Origin of the sequence: Photorhabdus kayaii, assembly GCF_025384895.1 — a bacterium.
Taxonomy (GTDB): domain Bacteria; phylum Pseudomonadota; class Gammaproteobacteria; order Enterobacterales; family Enterobacteriaceae; genus Photorhabdus; species Photorhabdus kayaii.
The window spans coordinates 62,944-79,611 of record NZ_JAJAFZ010000005.1 but is presented as its reverse complement, the minus strand read 5'-3'; the positions used below and the strand labels follow the sequence as shown (position 1 = coordinate 79,611).

The window sequence follows — 16,668 nt, the reverse complement described above, 5'->3', positions numbered from 1 at the left end:
CTTAGAGAACAGCGCGAAGCGCTTCGCGGATAAGTGTTTCACAATCCGCCCCCGGTTTAGCGACTTTATTTACCATGCGGCTGGCTTCCTGTGGTTTGTAACCCAAAGAGACTAATGCCGCAGCGGCTTCCGCTTCGCTATCAGCGTCAGAAGTTGTCTGTTTGGCCGTTGCCGGCAAATTAATATCACTGCTCTGATTGAAGAGATCGCCATTCAGCCCTTTAAAGCGATCTTTCATTTCAACCACCAGCCGTTCAGCGGTTTTCTTACCCACACCCGGCAGTTTAACCAGAGAAGCGATCGCCTCTTGTTCAATAGCAGAAACAAATTGCTGCGCAGACATGCCCGAAAGAATAGCCAACGCCAATTTAGGCCCAACACCATTCACTTTAATTAATTCACGGAATAGAGACCGCTCTTGCTTATCATTAAAACCATAAAGTAATTGCGCATCTTCACGCACAATAAAGTGAGTAAATAGAACAGTTTCCTGTCCAGCATCAGGCAATTCATAAAAACAGGTCATTGGCATATGAACTTCATAACCAACGCCATTCGTTTCCAGTAAAACCAAAGGTGGTTGTTTTTCCAGCACAATTCCTCTGAGACGCCCTATCACTCGTTTATCCCCTAAAAAATACAACTGATTGTTCTATTTATGGTTATAACATAAAAAAAGCTGGATGCATATCCAGCCGTTATCTTAAACGCCCACGCGCCAGGATTAATCTGGGATCACCAACCCGTAAAAGATTCTGATTAAAGTGACAATGGGTTATCGCAATCGCCAATGCATCTGCCGCATCGGATTGCGGATTAGCAGATAATTTCAGCATAGAACGCACCATATGCTGAATCTGACTTTTTTCAGCCGCCCCGGTTCCCACAACCGTCTGTTTAACCTGTCGGGCAGCATATTCAAAAACCGGCACAGATTGATTGACAGCGGCAAGAATAGCAACGCCTCGCGCTTGCCCTAATTTCAGCGCTGAATCGGCGTTTTTCGCCATAAAAACTTGTTCGATGGCAAAAGCATCCGGTTGAAATTGCGTAATAATTTCAAGAATACCTGCATAAATACGCTGCAACCGGTTAGGCAGATCATCAACTTTTGTTCGGATACAACCACTGCCAAGGTAGCTCAAATGACGCCCCTGCTGACGGATCACACCATAGCCAGTGACGCGGGAACCCGGGTCGATACCTAAGATAATCGCCATATTCTGTTTATTCGCCTTTGATTATCACCTTTAATATGAATGAGATAAAAACGTTAGAGAAAGTGTCCTGTACCACAGCACACTTTCTCTACGCTATATACCCGTTATCCTTCAAGTTGCCTCTTTGTTGGCTGCACTGACTCACCCCGGTCACATAGTTCGCTATGCTCCCGGTGATTCGCTCCCTTGCCGCCGCGATGCATCTTGAAATCCATAGGGTATACAACCCGATTGAAATTACAGCAAAGCAGCAACTTCATCAGAGATTTCACCGTTATGGTAAACCTCTTGTACGTCGTCTGAATCTTCCAACATATCAATCAAGCGCAATAATTTAGGTGCGGTTTCCGCATCCAATTCCGCTTTAGTGGACGGGATCATCGAAACTTCCGCTGATTCAGCCACAAAACCGGCGGCATCTAACGCATCTTTCACGTCACCAAACGTTTCTGGTGTGGTGTAAACATCAATCGCGCCATCATCATAGGTTTCTACATCATCAGCGCCGGCTTCCAACGCTGCTTCCATAACCACATCTTCGTCCAGCCCTGGCGCGTAAGAAATCACCCCTTTTTTGGTGAACAGATAAGCAACCGAGCCATCAGTACCCAGATTACCACCGGTTTTAGTGAACGCATGACGAACATCAGAAACAGTACGGTTACGATTATCACTCAGACACTCAACCATCACCGCCGTTCCCCCCGGACCATAACCTTCATAAATGATGGTTTCCATGTTATCCGCTTCATCGTTGCCGACACCACGGGCGATAGCACGGTTCAGAGTATCGCGGGTCATGTTGTTGGACAGTGCTTTATCAATTGCAGCACGCAGACGTGGGTTAGATACAGGATCTCCACCACCCAGACGGGCTGCCGTTACTAGCTCCCGGATAATTTTGGTGAAAATCTTACCGCGTTTCGCATCCTGCGCAGCTTTGCGGTGCTTGGTGTTGGCCCATTTACTATGACCTGCCATAAGGTTCTCCGATAAAACGTCTAATAAACTTATTCAATAACAAACTCTTCAATCGCCTGCCGATTGCTCCACGACTTAGTGAGCTTTACTGCTTTATCCGCATCCAGCCACTGATAAGCCTGATGTTCAGTCAACAGGCATTCTCGCTCTTCCGGCAATGCCAGACAGAACCAGTACTCTTTATTGCGGGTGACTCCTGGAGCATAGCGATGACGCAAGTGGGTAAAAATCTCATAATAAAGAGAACGCCGGCAATCTATCAGTTCAAGATTTTCACCTATAATATCGATACCGACTTCTTCTTGCACTTCACGCAATGCTGTCTCCCACGGCGTTTCATCTCCATCAAGGCTGCCAGTTACAGACTGCCAAAAATCAGGATCGTCCCGCCGCTGTAACATTAGCACCCGTCGGCTGGAAAACGCATAAATAACCACCAGCACAGACTCGGGGCGCTTGTAAGCCATTATTCACTCTCTTTTCTAGCAACAACAAAGATTGATAACTCTTCAAGGGCCGCCGAATTGGCATAACTTGGCGCTTCCGTCATTAAACAAGCGGCAGCGGTAGTTTTAGGGAATGCGATAACATCACGGATGTTATCCGTTCCTGTCAGCAACATAACCAAACGGTCAAGACCAAATGCCAAACCTGCATGGGGAGGCGTACCAAATTTCAGTGCATCCAGCAAGAAGCCAAATTTCTCCTGCTGTTCCTGCTCATTAATGCCCAAAATACGGAACACCGCTTGTTGCATTTCATTACGGTGAATACGCACTGAGCCACCACCCACTTCGTAGCCGTTAATCACCATATCGTAAGCATTGGCAATAGCCGAAACCGGATTTTGCTCCAACTCCGCCGCTGACATATTACACGGTGAAGTAAATGGATGATGCATGGCAGTCAGACCACCTTCCCCATCATCTTCGAACATGGGGAAGTCGATAACCCACAGTGGCCGCCAGCTATCCAATTTTGTCAGGTTCAGATCGCGCCCTAATTTCAGACGCAACGCTCCCAAAGCATCAGTGACCACCTTCACACTACCAGCACCGAAGAACAAAATATCGCCATCCTGTGCACCGGTACGGGAAAGCAGACCTTCAATCACCTCTGCATTCAGGAACTTGGCTATCGGACTTTGAACCCCTTCCAGACCGGCAGCACGCGTATTGACTTTTATCCACGCCAGCCCTTTTGCGCCATAAATTCCAACGAATTTGCCATATTCATCAATCTGCTTACGACTCAATTCAGCACCACCTGGTACCCGAATTACGGCTACGCGGCCTTTACTGTCATTCGCCGGTTCAGCAAAAACACTAAATTCCACATCTTTAACCAGATCAGCAACATCAACCAACTCCAATGGGTTACGCAGATCAGGTTTATCAGAACCGAAACGACGCATCACTTCGGCAAACGTCATCACCGGGAAATGCCCCAGATCAACACCTTCAATTTCAAGCCACAATTCGCGGATCATTTTTTCCATCATTTCCCTTACCTGCTCAGCAGTCATAAAGGAAGTTTCCACGTCGATCTGGGTGAATTCTGGCTGACGATCCGCACGCAAATCTTCATCACGGAAGCATTTAACAATTTGATAATAACGGTCAAAACCAGACATCATCAGCAATTGTTTAAATAACTGTGGGGATTGAGGCAGAGCATAAAATTTGCCTTTATGAACACGACTCGGCACCAAATAATCACGAGCACCTTCGGGGGTTGCTTTCGTCAGCATCGGCGTTTCAATATCCAGGAAACCCTGATTATCCATGAAACGACGAACAAAACTGGTGATTTTAGCGCGTGCTTTCAGACGATTTGCCATTTCAGGCCGGCGCAGATCAATATAACGATATTTCAGACGCTGCTCTTCACTGTTCGTCTGATTGCTATCCAAAGGCAAAGGTTCGGAGCGGTTGATGATATTCAAACTTTCCGCAAAAACCTCTATTTCACCGGTAGCCATATCTTTATTGATTTGACTGTCAGGACGGGCGCGTACAGTACCGGTGATTTGAATACAGAATTCATTACGCAGTTCAGCAGCCTGAGAAAATGCGGCTTGCTGATCCGGGTCAAAAAACACCTGAACAATCCCTTCACGATCACGCATATCAATAAAAATCAAGCCACCTAGATCACGGCGGCGGTTTACCCAACCACAAAGAGTCACCTTCTGGCCTTCATGGGTCAGATTCAACTGCCCACAATAATCAGTACGCATACAATATCCTTTTACTCGGCTGTTGTGCTGTTGCTGCGGAAATTTTGGCATCGTTCTTGAACTTGAAAAATGTCATGAAGTGTCAAAAAAGGTCGCCATTATAATGGAAATTCTGCTCAGAGATAAGGGCAGGTAATATTCCGATGCTATACCATTGCTTGATGTCTGATAATCAGGCAATTTATTTTCAATTCCCATCTATTTATAGCGACAGTTTTATTTTTGGGGTTTATCATAACTTAATTGGCCAATTTCGGTTAGGCAATGGAGTTAAAAATGGTTAGCTCGCTTTATGTTGTGTTGGGCGCACTATTATTGATTAAGCTGTCTTTTGATGTGGTTAAGTTAAGAACACAATATCGTGTCTCATATGGAGACGGTGGTTTTTACGAATTACAAACAGCGATCCGCATCCACGGTAATGCTGTGGAATATATCCCTATCTCTATGTTATTGCTGGTCATGATGGAGATGAACGGCTCAAATGTCTGGACGATACATGTCTGTGGTTTGATTCTGCTCACCGGCAGAGTCTTGCATTATTATGGTCTGCACCACCGTGAACTCCGCTGGCGACGTTCAGGCATGGTAGCAACTTATCTCTCAATCGTATTAATGGTGATGACAAATATTTACTACTTGCCTTGGGAACAGATATTTTCTCTCTACTAACGAATACCACTGGCACTAAAATAACAGGCAGCAAACTCGGCTGCCTATTATTCTAACCATAGCTGTTCCCCATATAAGGAAGACTTTCCAACGTTGACATGCAAAGCGAGCAAGTGTTGGTTTTTTTACCTCTCCCACTTAATCTTGCTGACGGCACATGAGGATTCTCTAAGCGTTCAGCCAATTTTTTCTTTAGCTGCCCCTTAATTGGATGACCTAACTTCTTCCACTCTTTTAAGGCCCGCTTTTCAAATTCCAGACTATAGATCAGTTTGTTAAGATTTGATATGCCATACACCACCTCACTCTTTTACTTAAGCAAACAATAGGTCATTTAAAGGTGCTTTTAAATGCATCTTTACTTTTTTATATAAAACCCAAAGCTCCCCTAATGCTGACTGACTCATGAAATCAAGGATTGATCGCGCCATGATATGATTTTTGTACAACACTTAAATTCCTCAAATATTTCCATTATTCACTACTTTTAAGCACAGAGAAAATTGGTTCAAGGTCAAGCTTTACATCTGTTAGAATGCCACCTTCTTTTTTTTCTGATAATTAATGCTGTTATGTCAAATCAAGATCCTTACCATCAAAGGGATAGCCTGTTTGCCACGCCCATTGCCAATCTGGGAGACTGGCGTTTCGATGAACGGGTAGCCGAAGTTTTCCCTGATATGATCCAACGCTCCGTGCCAGGTTATTCAAATATTGTTTCCATGATTGGTATGCTGGCCGGTCGTTTCGTGACATCAAACAGTCAAATTTATGATCTGGGTTGTTCTCTGGGCGCATCAACCTTGGCAATGCGCCGCAATATTGCCGCTGAAAACTGCAAAATTATCGCCGTTGATAATTCCCCGGCAATGGTGGAACGCTGTCGTCGCCATATCGATGCTTTCCGGGCACAAACACCGGTTGAAGTCATTGAAGCCGATATTCTTAATATCGATATTCAAAATGCTTCGATGGTCGTACTGAATTTCACCTTACAATTCCTCAACCCGCAAGATCGACAAGGTTTACTTAACCGGATTTATCAGGGGTTACGTCCGGGGGGTGTTTTAGTTTTATCAGAGAAATTCAGCTTTGAAGATCAACAGATTGGTGAGTTACTGTTTAATATGCACCACGATTTTAAGCGTGCTAACGGATATAGCGAACTGGAAATCAGCCAGAAACGCAGCATGCTTGAAAATGTCATGTTGACTGATTCTGTAGAAACACACAAATCCCGTCTCCATCAATCCGGTTTTAACCATGTTGAAGTCTGGTTTCAGTGTTTCAACTTTGGTTCACTGCTAGCGATAAAAGGAGCCGATAAATGATCGATTTCGGTAATTTTTATCAACTTATTGCAAAAAATAACCTCCAGCATTGGCTTAATTGCCTTCCTGCTCAACTGCAAGAATGGCAAAAAGCGGCCCTGCACGGTAATTTTAAACCATGGGTAAAAACCCTGGAAAACCTACCCGAAATTTCACCGACCCAATTAGATCTGAAAAATGGCGTGATCGCAGAACGCGATCCGCCCCTATCCGAAGGTGAAAAAATTTGCCTTACCAATATATTGCGAGTATTCATGCCGTGGCGCAAAGGCCCATTCTCGCTTTATAGCGTAAATATTGATACTGAATGGCGCTCAGATTGGAAGTGGGATCGGGTACTGCCCCATATTTCTCCATTAACCGGCCGTACAATTCTTGATGTTGGTTGCGGCAGTGGTTATCACCTGTGGCGGATGGTGGGTGAAGGGGCTGAACTTGCCGTTGGTATCGATCCAACTCAGCTCTTCCTCTGCCAATTTGAAGCTGTCAGAAAGTTGCTTGGCAATGATCAACGTGCCCATCTTTTACCTCTGGGCATTGAACAATTACCGGCACTGGCCGCTTTCGATACGGTTTTCTCGATGGGCGTTCTCTATCACCGCCGCTCTCCTCTTGACCATCTCTGGCAGTTGAAAAACCAACTGGTATCTGAGGGTGAGTTAGTACTGGAAAGTCTGGTTGTTGAAGGAGATGAACATACCTGTTTAATCCCCGGTGAACGTTATGCTCAAATGCGCAACGTCTATTTCATCCCTTCGGCAAAAATGTTGAAAATTTGGCTGGAGAAGTGCGGTTTTGTTGATGTAAAAATTGTCGATCAGGCAGTCACAACGACGGAAGAACAACATCGGACAGATTGGATGAAAACTGAATCGCTATCTGACTTCCTCGATCCTGCGGATAACAGTAAAACCATTGAGGGTTATCCCGCTCCTCTGCGGGCGGTACTCATCGCCCGTAAGCCCTGATTTTGTCAACTGGCCCAAAGTTGGGCCAGTCCATAATAGATTTTACTCAAATAAAGTCAGACTCAGCATCCCTTTCATCACCTCTACCACACCACCATCAACACAATAATGTGAAAACTCATCCACTTCATTATCCGCGCTCATCGTCACCCCTGCTTTGCGGTAGGTCATGGTAGAGGGCATAATCCGTCTTGCCGAACTGTGAACTTCCGTTAACCCGATATCGATAAATTTATGAATATTACTCATACGAACACCCGCACCCGCCATAATAATTGGCCCCTGACTGGCTTGATGTAGCTCTTTCAATAAGGGTAATCCCAATTCCGCATTCTGTTGCTGACCAGAAGTCAATATTCGTTTAACACCAAGCTGAGTGAGTTGATCCAGTGCCACATAAGGATTAAAACACATATCAAACGCACGGTGAAAAGTAACGGCCATATCGCCAGACAGTGCCATCAATTGTTGCATACGGGGCAAATCAATATGCCCTTCTTCATCTAATACACCAAAAACGACGCCCATAAATCCCATATCACGGATCTGAGCAACATCATTTTTCATCACCTCAAAATCTGAGTGACTGTAGCAAAAATCACCACCTCTTGGACGTACAATGGGATACACAGGAATAGTTAATTGCTCAATAGCCTGCTTCAATGTACCAAAACTCGGTGTTAATCCCCCTTCCGCCTGACTGGCGCAAAGCTCTATCCGGTCAGCACCCGCCTGTTGTGCGATTAATGAGCAACCCACGCTAAAACAACAAATTTCTAACTTTGTCATCAGAAGTTCCTTGGACACCCAGTTATTAACGAGCAATCAATGAATCTACGCGATTCAGTAGTTCAATTCACTAACTATGACATCTAATTATTTCCGATGATTTGTAGGAAATCACAAGGTCAGAATTTTTATCTGGATCACAAGGACGAAAACGTTAATTTTGCCGACTGGTGCTCATTTTTAACAATTTCACGCAATGTAAATGGGTGAAACTTGACGGTGATCTCACTATCAGTGATAGCTAAGGTAGGATTAGGCAACCGCTCTTGTTCCCCTTTGGGTTGACTCTCTTTAACAGAAAAACCTGCCGGCAAAGGTTGCGGTAATAATGCTTTTGCGGCTGTTGATAAGATCTCAGGTGCCACCGGCAGCACCAGCTCCACATGTTCCCATCCCTGATGCAAGTAAGTTTTCTTGCCAGGATAGGGCAATTCTACACAATCAATTTGCCAATTAAGCACCGCAATTGGGTACTCTAAATCAAACAAGCAGATTGGACGTCCATTAATGATAGTTTCTGACATCAAACTGCCACATTGCAAAAAACCTTTACGCCAGCGCTCCGCTACAGAGATATCGTGACAACGTAAGGAGATATGATCGGCTTGATATTGCTCAACATTCAAATTAAGCCGTTGTTTGAACCGTACCAATTTTTGCTCAAATATTGCCAGTTCAGCCACTAAATCCTGTAATTCAACAATAGAAGAAAAATGTGTCATATTATCCCAGTTAAGATGCTATAGATTGGTCACTTCCCTTGGCCCCAAACAGCCTAAGAGTTTTAATGGCTTGCCGCCGTTTCAAACCTCGAATGATACTCTCGATTGGTAATAATTGAAATTCGATGGTACCAACACAATCACTCTTTCAATAATTCCATGAATTCTCATTACCCTATTTCACTCACAAAAAACTGCAATTAAGCGAAAAAACCCGCTTGGGACAAGGTTTGATACCTCGCAAGAAACACTATCTATCAATAAGTTACTGTAACCATTTTATTTTACACAATTTCCGCACGTAATGGGAATTAAGGGTAATTCTGGTTTTATAATATAATTAGATTAGGAAATTAAAAATAGGAATATTATTCTTTTATTCTAACGATTCAGGGCAATTATTTAAAATAAAAAATAATCACAAAGTTTATCATTCAATATAAAATTAAGAATCTATAAAAAAACAAAAGCAAAAAGCAAAAAGCAAAAAGCAAAAATTACAATATTAAAATTAACCATCGATATAAAGATTATTGTAATTGATACAGATCACAAACACTAATTTCCTCATTGAAATACAATCATAAAGAAAATAAATTACATTTTAGTCAAATATGTAAACATCTTTGACAAAACTATTTCTATAAAACATAATTTCGGAGGTAATACTATGTCTGATTGGTCAGGAAGTGTTCCAGCTAACGCTGAAAACGGTAAACCCACAGGACTTATTCTCAAACAAGGAGATATAATCTCTGTCGTTGCTCATGGCTGGGTGAAATATGGCCGTGATTATCTTGAATGGGCAGCACCTGATGGTTCTGTACCTAATAATCAACAACCGTCACCAATAGTCACTCTCGTTGCTAAAATCGCCAACAAGAAGTTTGCAATTGACAACGGAGTACTTCATAAAACAGTTCCTGTAGATGGAGAATTAATACTTTTATTCAATGACGTACCGGGTACTTTTGGTGATAATTCAGGTGAATTTCAAGTCGAGGTCATAATAGAATCTCGGTATTCCCCTCTAAAGGAAATAATATAAAAATTATATGAATATGTATTACTAATATAATAAACATTCTATTTAATACAACGCCAAGTGAAAAATCACATTATTTCACTTGGCAGATAAGAAAAAGTCCACGTTAAATATCAGCCTCATCATTATTATTACTGTTTCCTACAAATGGATGCTTACTATGTTTTTCTTCAAACGATATAAGCATCCACATCAGATAAAGAAAAAGATTCTATTTGGTCTATTGGTAATATATGTCAGAATAAAGCTACCTGAAAGTAAGCATTCCCCCTTGCGCTTTTTGTAACTCAATTTTTGATGTATTCCATTATCCATGACATCAATTGAAAAGAAAGTTTTGCCTATCAATAAAACAGGCCACGCAATGCGCAGCCCTTAATAAATTGCACTACCGAGCTAAGTCATCCGCGTATTACTTTTCCCGGACACCTTCGATAGAAATCAATAAATCCGCTTCCTGTGATTTAGGTCCCAAATCTGCTTTGAAATTAAAATCTTTCAGTTTGATTTTACCAGAAGCTTCAAACCCTGCGCGGTAGCCACCCCACGGGTCTTTACCTTCACCCATCAGCTCTGCATTCAGTACCACCGGCTTTGTCACACCGTTTAAAGTCAGATCACCCGTAACAACATATTTCTCCCCCTCTTTTTTCACTTCAGTTGAAGTGAATTTTGCTTCAGGGTATTTCTCTGTATTAAAGTAATCTTTACTACGCAGATGTTTATCACGTTCGGCGTGGTTAGTGTCCAAACTGGCTATTTTGATCGTCACATTAACTTTATTTGCAGCCGGATTTTGCTCATCAAATGTGAAAGAGCCATCAAAATCTTTAAATGTCCCATATAGCCAGCTATACCCCAAATGCTGAATGCGAAATCCAATAAAGGCGTGCTGGCCGGGAATATCAATTTTATAATCGGCAGCTAATGCAGAACTTGCATTTAGTAACAATGCACCCGCAGTCAGGCCAAGTAGCGTCTTCTTCAACATATTCTTCTCCATAATCGTCTTTTATATTATTCAGGACGGAAACCCAGTATCCGCTTTAAGGTTGCATCACGGTCAATAAAATGGTGTTTTAATGCTGCAACAGCGTGTAATAACGATAAAATTACCACTGCCCAAGCAAGGTAAAGATGAATCATTCCGGCAGTATCCGCCTGCTCGCCCTGACCGATTAATGTGGCCGGAACAATAAACCAGTCAAAAACAGAAATCGGCTGCCCATCAGCGGTCGAAATTAAATAACCACTAATCAAAATGCCAAACAGTAAGATATACAACAAAATATGCATTAAAACAGCGCTGACTCTAATCAGGCGACTATAACTGGCTAATGGCTTGGGTGGTGGAGAAACAAAACGCCAGATAACACGCACAGCCATCATGATAAACAGCAACATCCCGATACTTTTATGAATTTCAGGTGCTTTATGATACCACGTATCGTAATACCCTAATGTCACCATCCACAGTCCTAGCGCAAACATGCCATATACGATCAATGCAACCAGCCAATGTAAAAGGACAGATAAGTGACCAAACTGGTTGGAAGTATTCTTCCAAAGCATAACAGTTCCTTTTTTAGGTAAATGTAGACTAGCCATTTTTTGAACTAATTCAATTATGAATGATATTAATCTCTTTTTTATTAAAAATCCCAACAAATAATTTGCAAAAGATTTTCAATTTTAATCAATGAAAATCATTTAAGGTAAAAAAATATTAAATAACAATAAGATAGAAATATACCACATTAATAATAATGCCGAAAAAATATATAATATATATTTTTTTATTATATTTGATTTTAAATTTTAACTAATGTAAAAATTAATTATCTTATTTTCTATTATTTCTTTATAATTTTCCGCTTATAAGAGTCATAACCTGATGTGCTCGTATCTGACGAGCCTAACACAAGCCTCAGTAGTCAGAAATGACGAGTCCGGCCGCCTTTAAATCTATTATGCCTTTATTTCGTATGTTCATTACTGGAACAATAAAAGTGAATAAAACATGAGGAACATCACTATTTACGGCAACAAATCTTACAGCATTAATCATTCAATAGTGGTAAAAATAACATCAATAAATTATCAAAAATGAGGTTTTTTATGTCAAATAGCATCTTACAAGCGCTCACTTTATTGAAGTCAAAAAAATGGGTCGATTTGACGCATAGCTTCGATAAAGATTCTCCACATTTTTTTATGCTTGATTCAGCAGAGTTTAAAACACTTTTTGATTACAAAGATGGCTTTTTTGTTCAGCAATTTTCTTTTCCCGGCCAATATGGGACTCACATTGATGCTCCCTGCCATTTTGTTTCTAGTACCCGTTATGTTGATGAACTGGAATTAAAAGAATTGGTTTTACCTTTAATCGTGCTTGATCACTCAGAAAGAGCAAAACAGGACCCCAACTTTTCACTTTCTAAAGAAGATATTCTTAAATTTGAAGAAGAATATGGAATTATTGAAGCAGGTACTTTCGTTGCGCTCAGAACTGACTGGAGTAAACGCTGGCCATCTCAGGAAAAAATGGACAATAAAGATGATTCTGGCAATAACCAAATACCCGGTTGGGGAATAGATGCCCTCAAGTTTTTATTTGAGGAGCGTCATATTAAAGCCATCGGACATGAAACATTTGATACCGACGCCGCTAAAGATTTTAGAAAGAATAATGCCTTGTTGGGCGAAGATTATGTCTTAAAGCAAGATACTTATCAGATAGAACTTTTAGCTAATTTGGACCAAGTACCTGTACGTGGCGCAGTTATTTTCAACATTGTAGCCAAACCTAAAAAAGCCTCTGGTTTTCCTGTTCGTTCGTTTGCCATACTCCCGTGACTGTTTCCTGGAGGCCATTAGATGATTTTTCGAGAAGACGCGTTTTTTATCTTCGCAACTTGGCACAAAACAACAGTAAAGTGGTATGTCATGTGTTGAATATGGTATAAAACCAGCCGTTTTTTATTATGAACCATTTTGCAAAGGATATTGTTTGCTACAATATACCTATTTCTTGTTCGTCATTTAAGGTAACCAGGTGAATATTCAGGCGATTCTTTCAGAAAAAGTCAGCCAAGCGCTGATTGCAGCAGGTGCTCCAGCCGACAGCGAAGCTCACATCCGCCAATCCGCGAAAGCGCAATTTGGCGACTATCAGGCCAATGGTGTTATGGCCGCCGCGAAAAAAGTGGGTATGCCTCCCCGACAACTGGCAGAAAAAGTTGTTAACCTGCTAAATCTGCAAGGTATCGCCAGTAAAGTTGAAATCGCTGGCCCCGGCTTTATCAATATTTTCCTTGATAAAGCGTGGATTGCAGCCAATATCGAAACTGCACTGAAAGATGAAAAGCTGGGCGTTACGCCAGCCAAACCACAAACTATTGTTGTCGATTATTCCGCCCCCAATGTTGCGAAACAGATGCACGTTGGTCATTTGCGCTCCACGATTATTGGTGATGCCGCCGTCCGTACACTTGAATTCCTCGGTCATAAGGTTATCCGCGCTAACCATGTGGGTGACTGGGGAACCCAGTTCGGTATGCTAATTGCCTATTTGGAAAAAGTGCAAAACGAAAATGCCAGCGATATGGCATTGTCCGATCTGGAAGCTTTCTATCGCGAAGCCAAAAAACATTACGATGAAGATGAAGAGTTTGCCATCCGCGCCCGTAGCTATGTCGTAAAACTACAAGGCGGTGATGAATATTGCCGTACCATGTGGCGCAAACTAGTGGATATCACGATGGCCCAAAATCAGCAAACCTATGATCGTCTGAATGTCACGCTGACTAAAGATTCTGTCATGGGTGAAAGTCTGTACAACGATCTGCTACCCAGTATCGTCGCTGATCTGAAACAGCAAGGGCTGGCAGTGGAAAGCGATGGAGCAACCGTGGTTTACCTTGATGAGTATAAAAACAAAGAAGGTGAACCGATGGGCGTTATTATCCAGAAGCAGGATGGGGGTTATCTTTACACCACAACCGATATCGCCTGCGCAAAATACCGTTATGAAACCCTGCACGCGGACCGCGTTCTTTACTACATCGATTCCCGTCAACATCAACATTTGATGCAAGCCTGGACCATCGTTCGTAAAGCTGGTTATGTACCAGAATCCGTGTCACTGGAACACCATATGTTCGGCATGATGTTGGGCAAAGATGGCAAACCATTTAAAACTCGCGCCGGTGGTACTGTCAGATTGACCGATCTATTGGATGAAGCTATTGAACGTGCCAACACTCTTATCCGTGAAAAGAACCCGGATATGCCAGAAGATGAATTGAAAAAAGTAGTTGAAGCTGTCGGTATCGGTGCCGTGAAATACGCTGATCTCTCCAAGAGCCGTACCACAGATTACATCTTCGATTGGGATAATATGCTCGCCTTTGAAGGTAATACCGCGCCTTATATGCAATATGCTTACACCCGTGTTGCCTCCATCTTTAAACGTGCCGAAATCGATGAAAGCAGTCTGACCCTACCGGTTATCCTAAATGAAGATCGTGAACAAACATTGGCCACCCGTTTGTTACAATTTGAAGAGGCCATTACCACCGTCGCCCGTGAAGGTACACCACATGTGATGTGTGCTTACCTGTACGATTTGGCTGGTCTATTCTCCTGTTTCTATGAACACTGCCAAATCCTCAATGCGGAAAGCGAAGAGTTGCGTCAAAGCCGCCTGAAACTGGCGCTCCTGACCGCTAAGACATTGAAGCAAGGTCTGAATACATTGGGTATTGAGACGGTAGAGCGGATGTAACAGGATAATTGCTGTTTTTCTGAAAAATTGGCGTGATTGGGCATACTCCTTCCTATCACGCCTGTTAAGATCTTTTTATACCTGGTATTCAATTCTGGCAAGAAACGTACCCTAGCAATTTTCTATCATCAAAACTCCACCTAAATTTGAATAACTGCTGGAATACCTGAATTTATTGGAAACCGCGGTGGGCAAAATCTTTTAGCCGAAAACCCATCAGCACCAACGCAGCAAAATAGCTGCTTGCTCCGGCGATAACCACCACCATCAATCGCAATAAGCGCATAGCCATATTTCCCTGCTCCCATGCTGGCATCAACCATAAAGTAACAGTTAATACGGCAATCATTACCGCAATTGCCACAACTAGTTTAAATAAGAACACCCTCCAACCCGCTAACGGCTTAAAAATATCTTTCTTACGTAATTGCCAGTAAAGCATACTAGCATTGAAACAAGATGCCAGGCCAATAGACAAGGCTAACCCGGCATGTTTCAGCGGGCCAACAAAAGCAAGGTTCATTAGCTGAGTCAGAATCAAAGTGACAATCGCAATTTTTACCGGGGTTTTAATATCTCGACGAGAATAAAAACCCGGCGCCAACACCTTGACAATAATTAGCCCCATCAATCCAAAACAGTAAGCAATTAACGCTTTTTGGGTCATTGCTGCATCAAATGCAGTAAAATTACCGTATTGAAATAGAGAGACTGTTAAAGGTTCTGCCAGCATACCTAAAGCAACAGCACAAGGCAGCGCTAATAAAAAACAGAGCCTCAACCCCCAATCCATTAATTTGGTATACTCCTCATGATTTCCGCTGGAAAAACTTTTCGCCAGTGAAGGTAAAAGAATTGTCCCAAGCGCAACACCCAATACACCTGAAGGTAATTCCATCAAACGGTCGGCGTAATACATCCAGGAGACAGAACCGGACACCAGAAATGAGGCGAAAATCGTATTAATAATTAATGAAATCTGGCTGACTGAAACCCCAAGAAGTGCTGGCCCCATCTGCCGCATAACCCGCCATACGCCACTGTCGCGGAAAGAAATACGCGGTAATACCAGCATACCGATCTTTTTTAAATGAGGAAGCTGATATAAAAGTTGCAAAATCCCTCCAGCAACAACCGCCCAACCTAATGCCATCACCGGCGGATTACAATAAGGGGCGACAAATAATGCAAACACAATCATGCTGATATTAAGTAACGTCGGAGCGAAGGCAGGAACAGAAAATCGATTCCAGGTATTTAATATTGCGCCTACCAACGAGGCCAGTGATATCAGAAAAATATAGGGGAAAGTAATTCTTAACAAATTTGTTGTCAGCGTAAATTTATCGGCGGTATCGGTAAAACCGGGTGCGGTAACATAAATCACCCACGGTGCTGCCAAAACTCCCAGTACAGTAACAATGGCCAGAATTAACGTCAACATACCGGAAACATAAGCAATAAACGTCCGGGTTGCTTCATCACCTTGCTGATTCTTATATTCCGCCAAAATGGGCACAAATGCCTGAGAAAAGGCACCTTCTGCAAAAATACGGCGCAGTAAATTAGGCAATTTAAATGCAACAAAAAAAGCATCCGCTGCAACACCAGCCCCAAATATGCGGGCAATAATGGCATCTCGGATAAAGCCCAAAACCCGAGAAAACATGGTCATAGAGCTAACCGCAGCCAGCGATTTCAATAAATTCATCGTATTTATCTCAAAATCATGTTAGTTGATTTCCGAACTGTCTGTATGACAGTGCAAAAATGGAAAATGGATTATACACGACTGAGATACTTGTAAACTGCCGGTGCTTTTTAAGTTGCATGTATTAGTGCAAAAAACCACCAAGCCATACCATCTTAATCCAGCTTGCTAAGCTACCTATCCAATAGTGCACGGTTGGATATT

General features: G+C 42.4%; 17 protein-coding genes and 1 pseudogene. 6 read left to right on the top strand and 12 right to left on the bottom strand.

The genetic code is table 11. From position 1 onward, the window contains the following. Position 1 precedes the first annotated feature (1 nt). From ruvA to aspS, 6 genes are all read right to left on the bottom strand, one after another. Positions 2-619 (bottom strand): Holliday junction branch migration protein RuvA, encoded by a 618-nt coding sequence (gene ruvA, locus LGZ98_RS03365; RefSeq protein WP_262977722.1) that lies wholly within the window; start codon positions 617-619, stop codon positions 2-4. 79 nt (positions 620-698) lie between these two features. Next, positions 699-1,220 carry a crossover junction endodeoxyribonuclease RuvC gene (gene ruvC / locus LGZ98_RS03360; RefSeq protein ID WP_112896138.1) on the bottom strand — a complete coding sequence of 174 codons (522 nt, stop codon included), beginning with the start codon at positions 1,218-1,220 and terminating at the stop codon, positions 699-701. 88 nt (positions 1,221-1,308) lie between these two features. After that, positions 1,309-1,446 (bottom strand): hypothetical protein, encoded by a 138-nt coding sequence (locus tag LGZ98_RS03355; protein WP_158536456.1) that lies wholly within the window; start codon positions 1,444-1,446, stop codon positions 1,309-1,311. Positions 1,447-1,457: 11 nt separating this feature from the next. Further along, positions 1,458-2,201: a YebC/PmpR family DNA-binding transcriptional regulator gene (locus LGZ98_RS03350; protein WP_262977721.1), complete on the bottom strand. Its 744-nt coding sequence runs from the start codon at positions 2,199-2,201 to the stop codon at positions 1,458-1,460. Positions 2,202-2,230: 29 nt separating this feature from the next. Continuing rightward, positions 2,231-2,668, bottom strand: coding sequence for a dihydroneopterin triphosphate diphosphatase (gene nudB, locus LGZ98_RS03345; RefSeq protein ID WP_112876059.1), 438 nt, complete (start codon positions 2,666-2,668; stop codon positions 2,231-2,233). After that, the gene (gene aspS / locus LGZ98_RS03340; RefSeq protein WP_113040649.1) at positions 2,668-4,440 is read right to left on the bottom strand and encodes an aspartate--tRNA ligase; all 1,773 of its coding nucleotides are present in this window, start codon (positions 4,438-4,440) and stop codon (positions 2,668-2,670) included. The genes nudB and aspS overlap by 1 nt, the downstream gene beginning before the upstream one ends. A 276-nt stretch (positions 4,441-4,716) precedes the next feature. Here aspS and LGZ98_RS03335 point away from each other — a divergent pair, with 276 nt between their 5' ends. Then, on the top strand, positions 4,717-5,112 hold the full coding sequence (locus LGZ98_RS03335) for an MAPEG family protein (protein ID WP_113040650.1): 396 nt from the start codon (positions 4,717-4,719) through the stop codon (positions 5,110-5,112). 121 nt (positions 5,113-5,233) lie between these two features. On the opposite strand, the pseudogene LGZ98_RS03330 reads toward LGZ98_RS03335, so the two are convergent. Further along, positions 5,234-5,383: pseudogene (locus tag LGZ98_RS03330) on the bottom strand (type II toxin-antitoxin system RelE family toxin); the annotation flags it as partial. 301 nt (positions 5,384-5,684) lie between these two features. Between LGZ98_RS03330 and cmoA the strand changes: the two are divergent. Both cmoA and cmoB read left to right on the top strand, forming a co-directional pair. After that, positions 5,685-6,443: a carboxy-S-adenosyl-L-methionine synthase CmoA gene (cmoA, locus tag LGZ98_RS03325; RefSeq protein ID WP_113040785.1), complete on the top strand. Its 759-nt coding sequence runs from the start codon at positions 5,685-5,687 to the stop codon at positions 6,441-6,443. Further along, positions 6,440-7,411 carry a tRNA 5-methoxyuridine(34)/uridine 5-oxyacetic acid(34) synthase CmoB gene (gene cmoB, locus LGZ98_RS03320; RefSeq protein WP_113040651.1) on the top strand — a complete coding sequence of 324 codons (972 nt, stop codon included), beginning with the start codon at positions 6,440-6,442 and terminating at the stop codon, positions 7,409-7,411. The genes cmoA and cmoB overlap by 4 nt, the downstream gene beginning before the upstream one ends. Before the next feature lie 42 nt (positions 7,412-7,453). Here cmoB and cutC read toward each other — a convergent pair whose 3' ends face one another. Then, complete coding sequence (gene cutC / locus LGZ98_RS03315; RefSeq protein WP_113040652.1) at positions 7,454-8,200, bottom strand: copper homeostasis protein CutC; 747 nt, start codon at positions 8,198-8,200, stop codon at positions 7,454-7,456. A 137-nt stretch (positions 8,201-8,337) separates the two neighbouring features. Further along, on the bottom strand, positions 8,338-8,922 hold the full coding sequence (locus LGZ98_RS03310) for a VOC family protein (protein ID WP_262977720.1): 585 nt from the start codon (positions 8,920-8,922) through the stop codon (positions 8,338-8,340). Positions 8,923-9,592: 670 nt separating this feature from the next. Here LGZ98_RS03310 and LGZ98_RS03305 point away from each other — a divergent pair. Then, positions 9,593-9,970, top strand: coding sequence for a LecA/PA-IL family lectin (locus LGZ98_RS03305; protein WP_262977719.1), 378 nt, complete (start codon positions 9,593-9,595; stop codon positions 9,968-9,970). Positions 9,971-10,379: 409 nt separating this feature from the next. Here the strand turns inward: LGZ98_RS03305 and LGZ98_RS03300 are convergent, their stop codons facing one another. Together LGZ98_RS03300 and LGZ98_RS03295 are read right to left on the bottom strand one after the other, a co-directional pair. Next, positions 10,380-10,958 carry a YceI family protein gene (locus tag LGZ98_RS03300; protein ID WP_262977718.1) on the bottom strand — a complete coding sequence of 193 codons (579 nt, stop codon included), beginning with the start codon at positions 10,956-10,958 and terminating at the stop codon, positions 10,380-10,382. A gap of 26 nt (positions 10,959-10,984) precedes the next feature. Next, the gene (locus LGZ98_RS03295) at positions 10,985-11,539 is read right to left on the bottom strand and encodes a cytochrome b (protein WP_011146349.1); all 555 of its coding nucleotides are present in this window, start codon (positions 11,537-11,539) and stop codon (positions 10,985-10,987) included. A gap of 546 nt (positions 11,540-12,085) precedes the next feature. Here LGZ98_RS03295 and LGZ98_RS03290 point away from each other — a divergent pair. Then, positions 12,086-12,823, top strand: coding sequence for a cyclase family protein (locus LGZ98_RS03290; RefSeq protein WP_262977717.1), 738 nt, complete (start codon positions 12,086-12,088; stop codon positions 12,821-12,823). 199 nt (positions 12,824-13,022) lie between these two features. After that, positions 13,023-14,753, top strand: coding sequence for an arginine--tRNA ligase (gene argS, locus LGZ98_RS03285; protein WP_262977716.1), 1,731 nt, complete (start codon positions 13,023-13,025; stop codon positions 14,751-14,753). A 172-nt stretch (positions 14,754-14,925) separates the two neighbouring features. Here the strand turns inward: argS and murJ are convergent, their stop codons facing one another. Continuing rightward, entirely contained in the window at positions 14,926-16,464 is a 1,539-nt protein-coding gene (murJ, locus tag LGZ98_RS03280) for a murein biosynthesis integral membrane protein MurJ (protein ID WP_262977715.1), read from the bottom strand. Positions 16,465-16,668: the final 204 nt, after the last annotated feature.

Bases quoted from the DNA above. Each gene is read 5' to 3' on its own strand.
- cmoB (WP_113040651.1), top strand. From the start codon at position 6,440: ATGATCGATTTCGGTAATTTTTATCAACTTATTGCAAAAAATAACCTC.
- LGZ98_RS03290 (WP_262977717.1), top strand. From the start codon at position 12,086: ATGTCAAATAGCATCTTACAAGCGCTCACTTTATTGAAGTCAAAAAAA.
- LGZ98_RS03295 (WP_011146349.1), bottom strand. From the start codon at position 11,539: ATGCTTTGGAAGAATACTTCCAACCAGTTTGGTCACTTATCTGTCCTT.
- cutC (WP_113040652.1), bottom strand. From the start codon at position 8,200: ATGACAAAGTTAGAAATTTGTTGTTTTAGCGTGGGTTGCTCATTAATC.
- LGZ98_RS03350 (WP_262977721.1), bottom strand. From the start codon at position 2,201: ATGGCAGGTCATAGTAAATGGGCCAACACCAAGCACCGCAAAGCTGCG.
- LGZ98_RS03300 (WP_262977718.1), bottom strand. From the start codon at position 10,958: ATGTTGAAGAAGACGCTACTTGGCCTGACTGCGGGTGCATTGTTACTA.
- aspS (WP_113040649.1), bottom strand. From the start codon at position 4,440: ATGCGTACTGATTATTGTGGGCAGTTGAATCTGACCCATGAAGGCCAG.
- cmoA (WP_113040785.1), top strand. From the start codon at position 5,685: ATGTCAAATCAAGATCCTTACCATCAAAGGGATAGCCTGTTTGCCACG.
- LGZ98_RS03305 (WP_262977719.1), top strand. From the start codon at position 9,593: ATGTCTGATTGGTCAGGAAGTGTTCCAGCTAACGCTGAAAACGGTAAA.
- nudB (WP_112876059.1), bottom strand. From the start codon at position 2,668: ATGGCTTACAAGCGCCCCGAGTCTGTGCTGGTGGTTATTTATGCGTTT.
- murJ (WP_262977715.1), bottom strand. From the start codon at position 16,464: ATGAATTTATTGAAATCGCTGGCTGCGGTTAGCTCTATGACCATGTTT.
- LGZ98_RS03310 (WP_262977720.1), bottom strand. From the start codon at position 8,922: ATGACACATTTTTCTTCTATTGTTGAATTACAGGATTTAGTGGCTGAA.
- LGZ98_RS03335 (WP_113040650.1), top strand. From the start codon at position 4,717: ATGGTTAGCTCGCTTTATGTTGTGTTGGGCGCACTATTATTGATTAAG.
- ruvC (WP_112896138.1), bottom strand. From the start codon at position 1,220: ATGGCGATTATCTTAGGTATCGACCCGGGTTCCCGCGTCACTGGCTAT.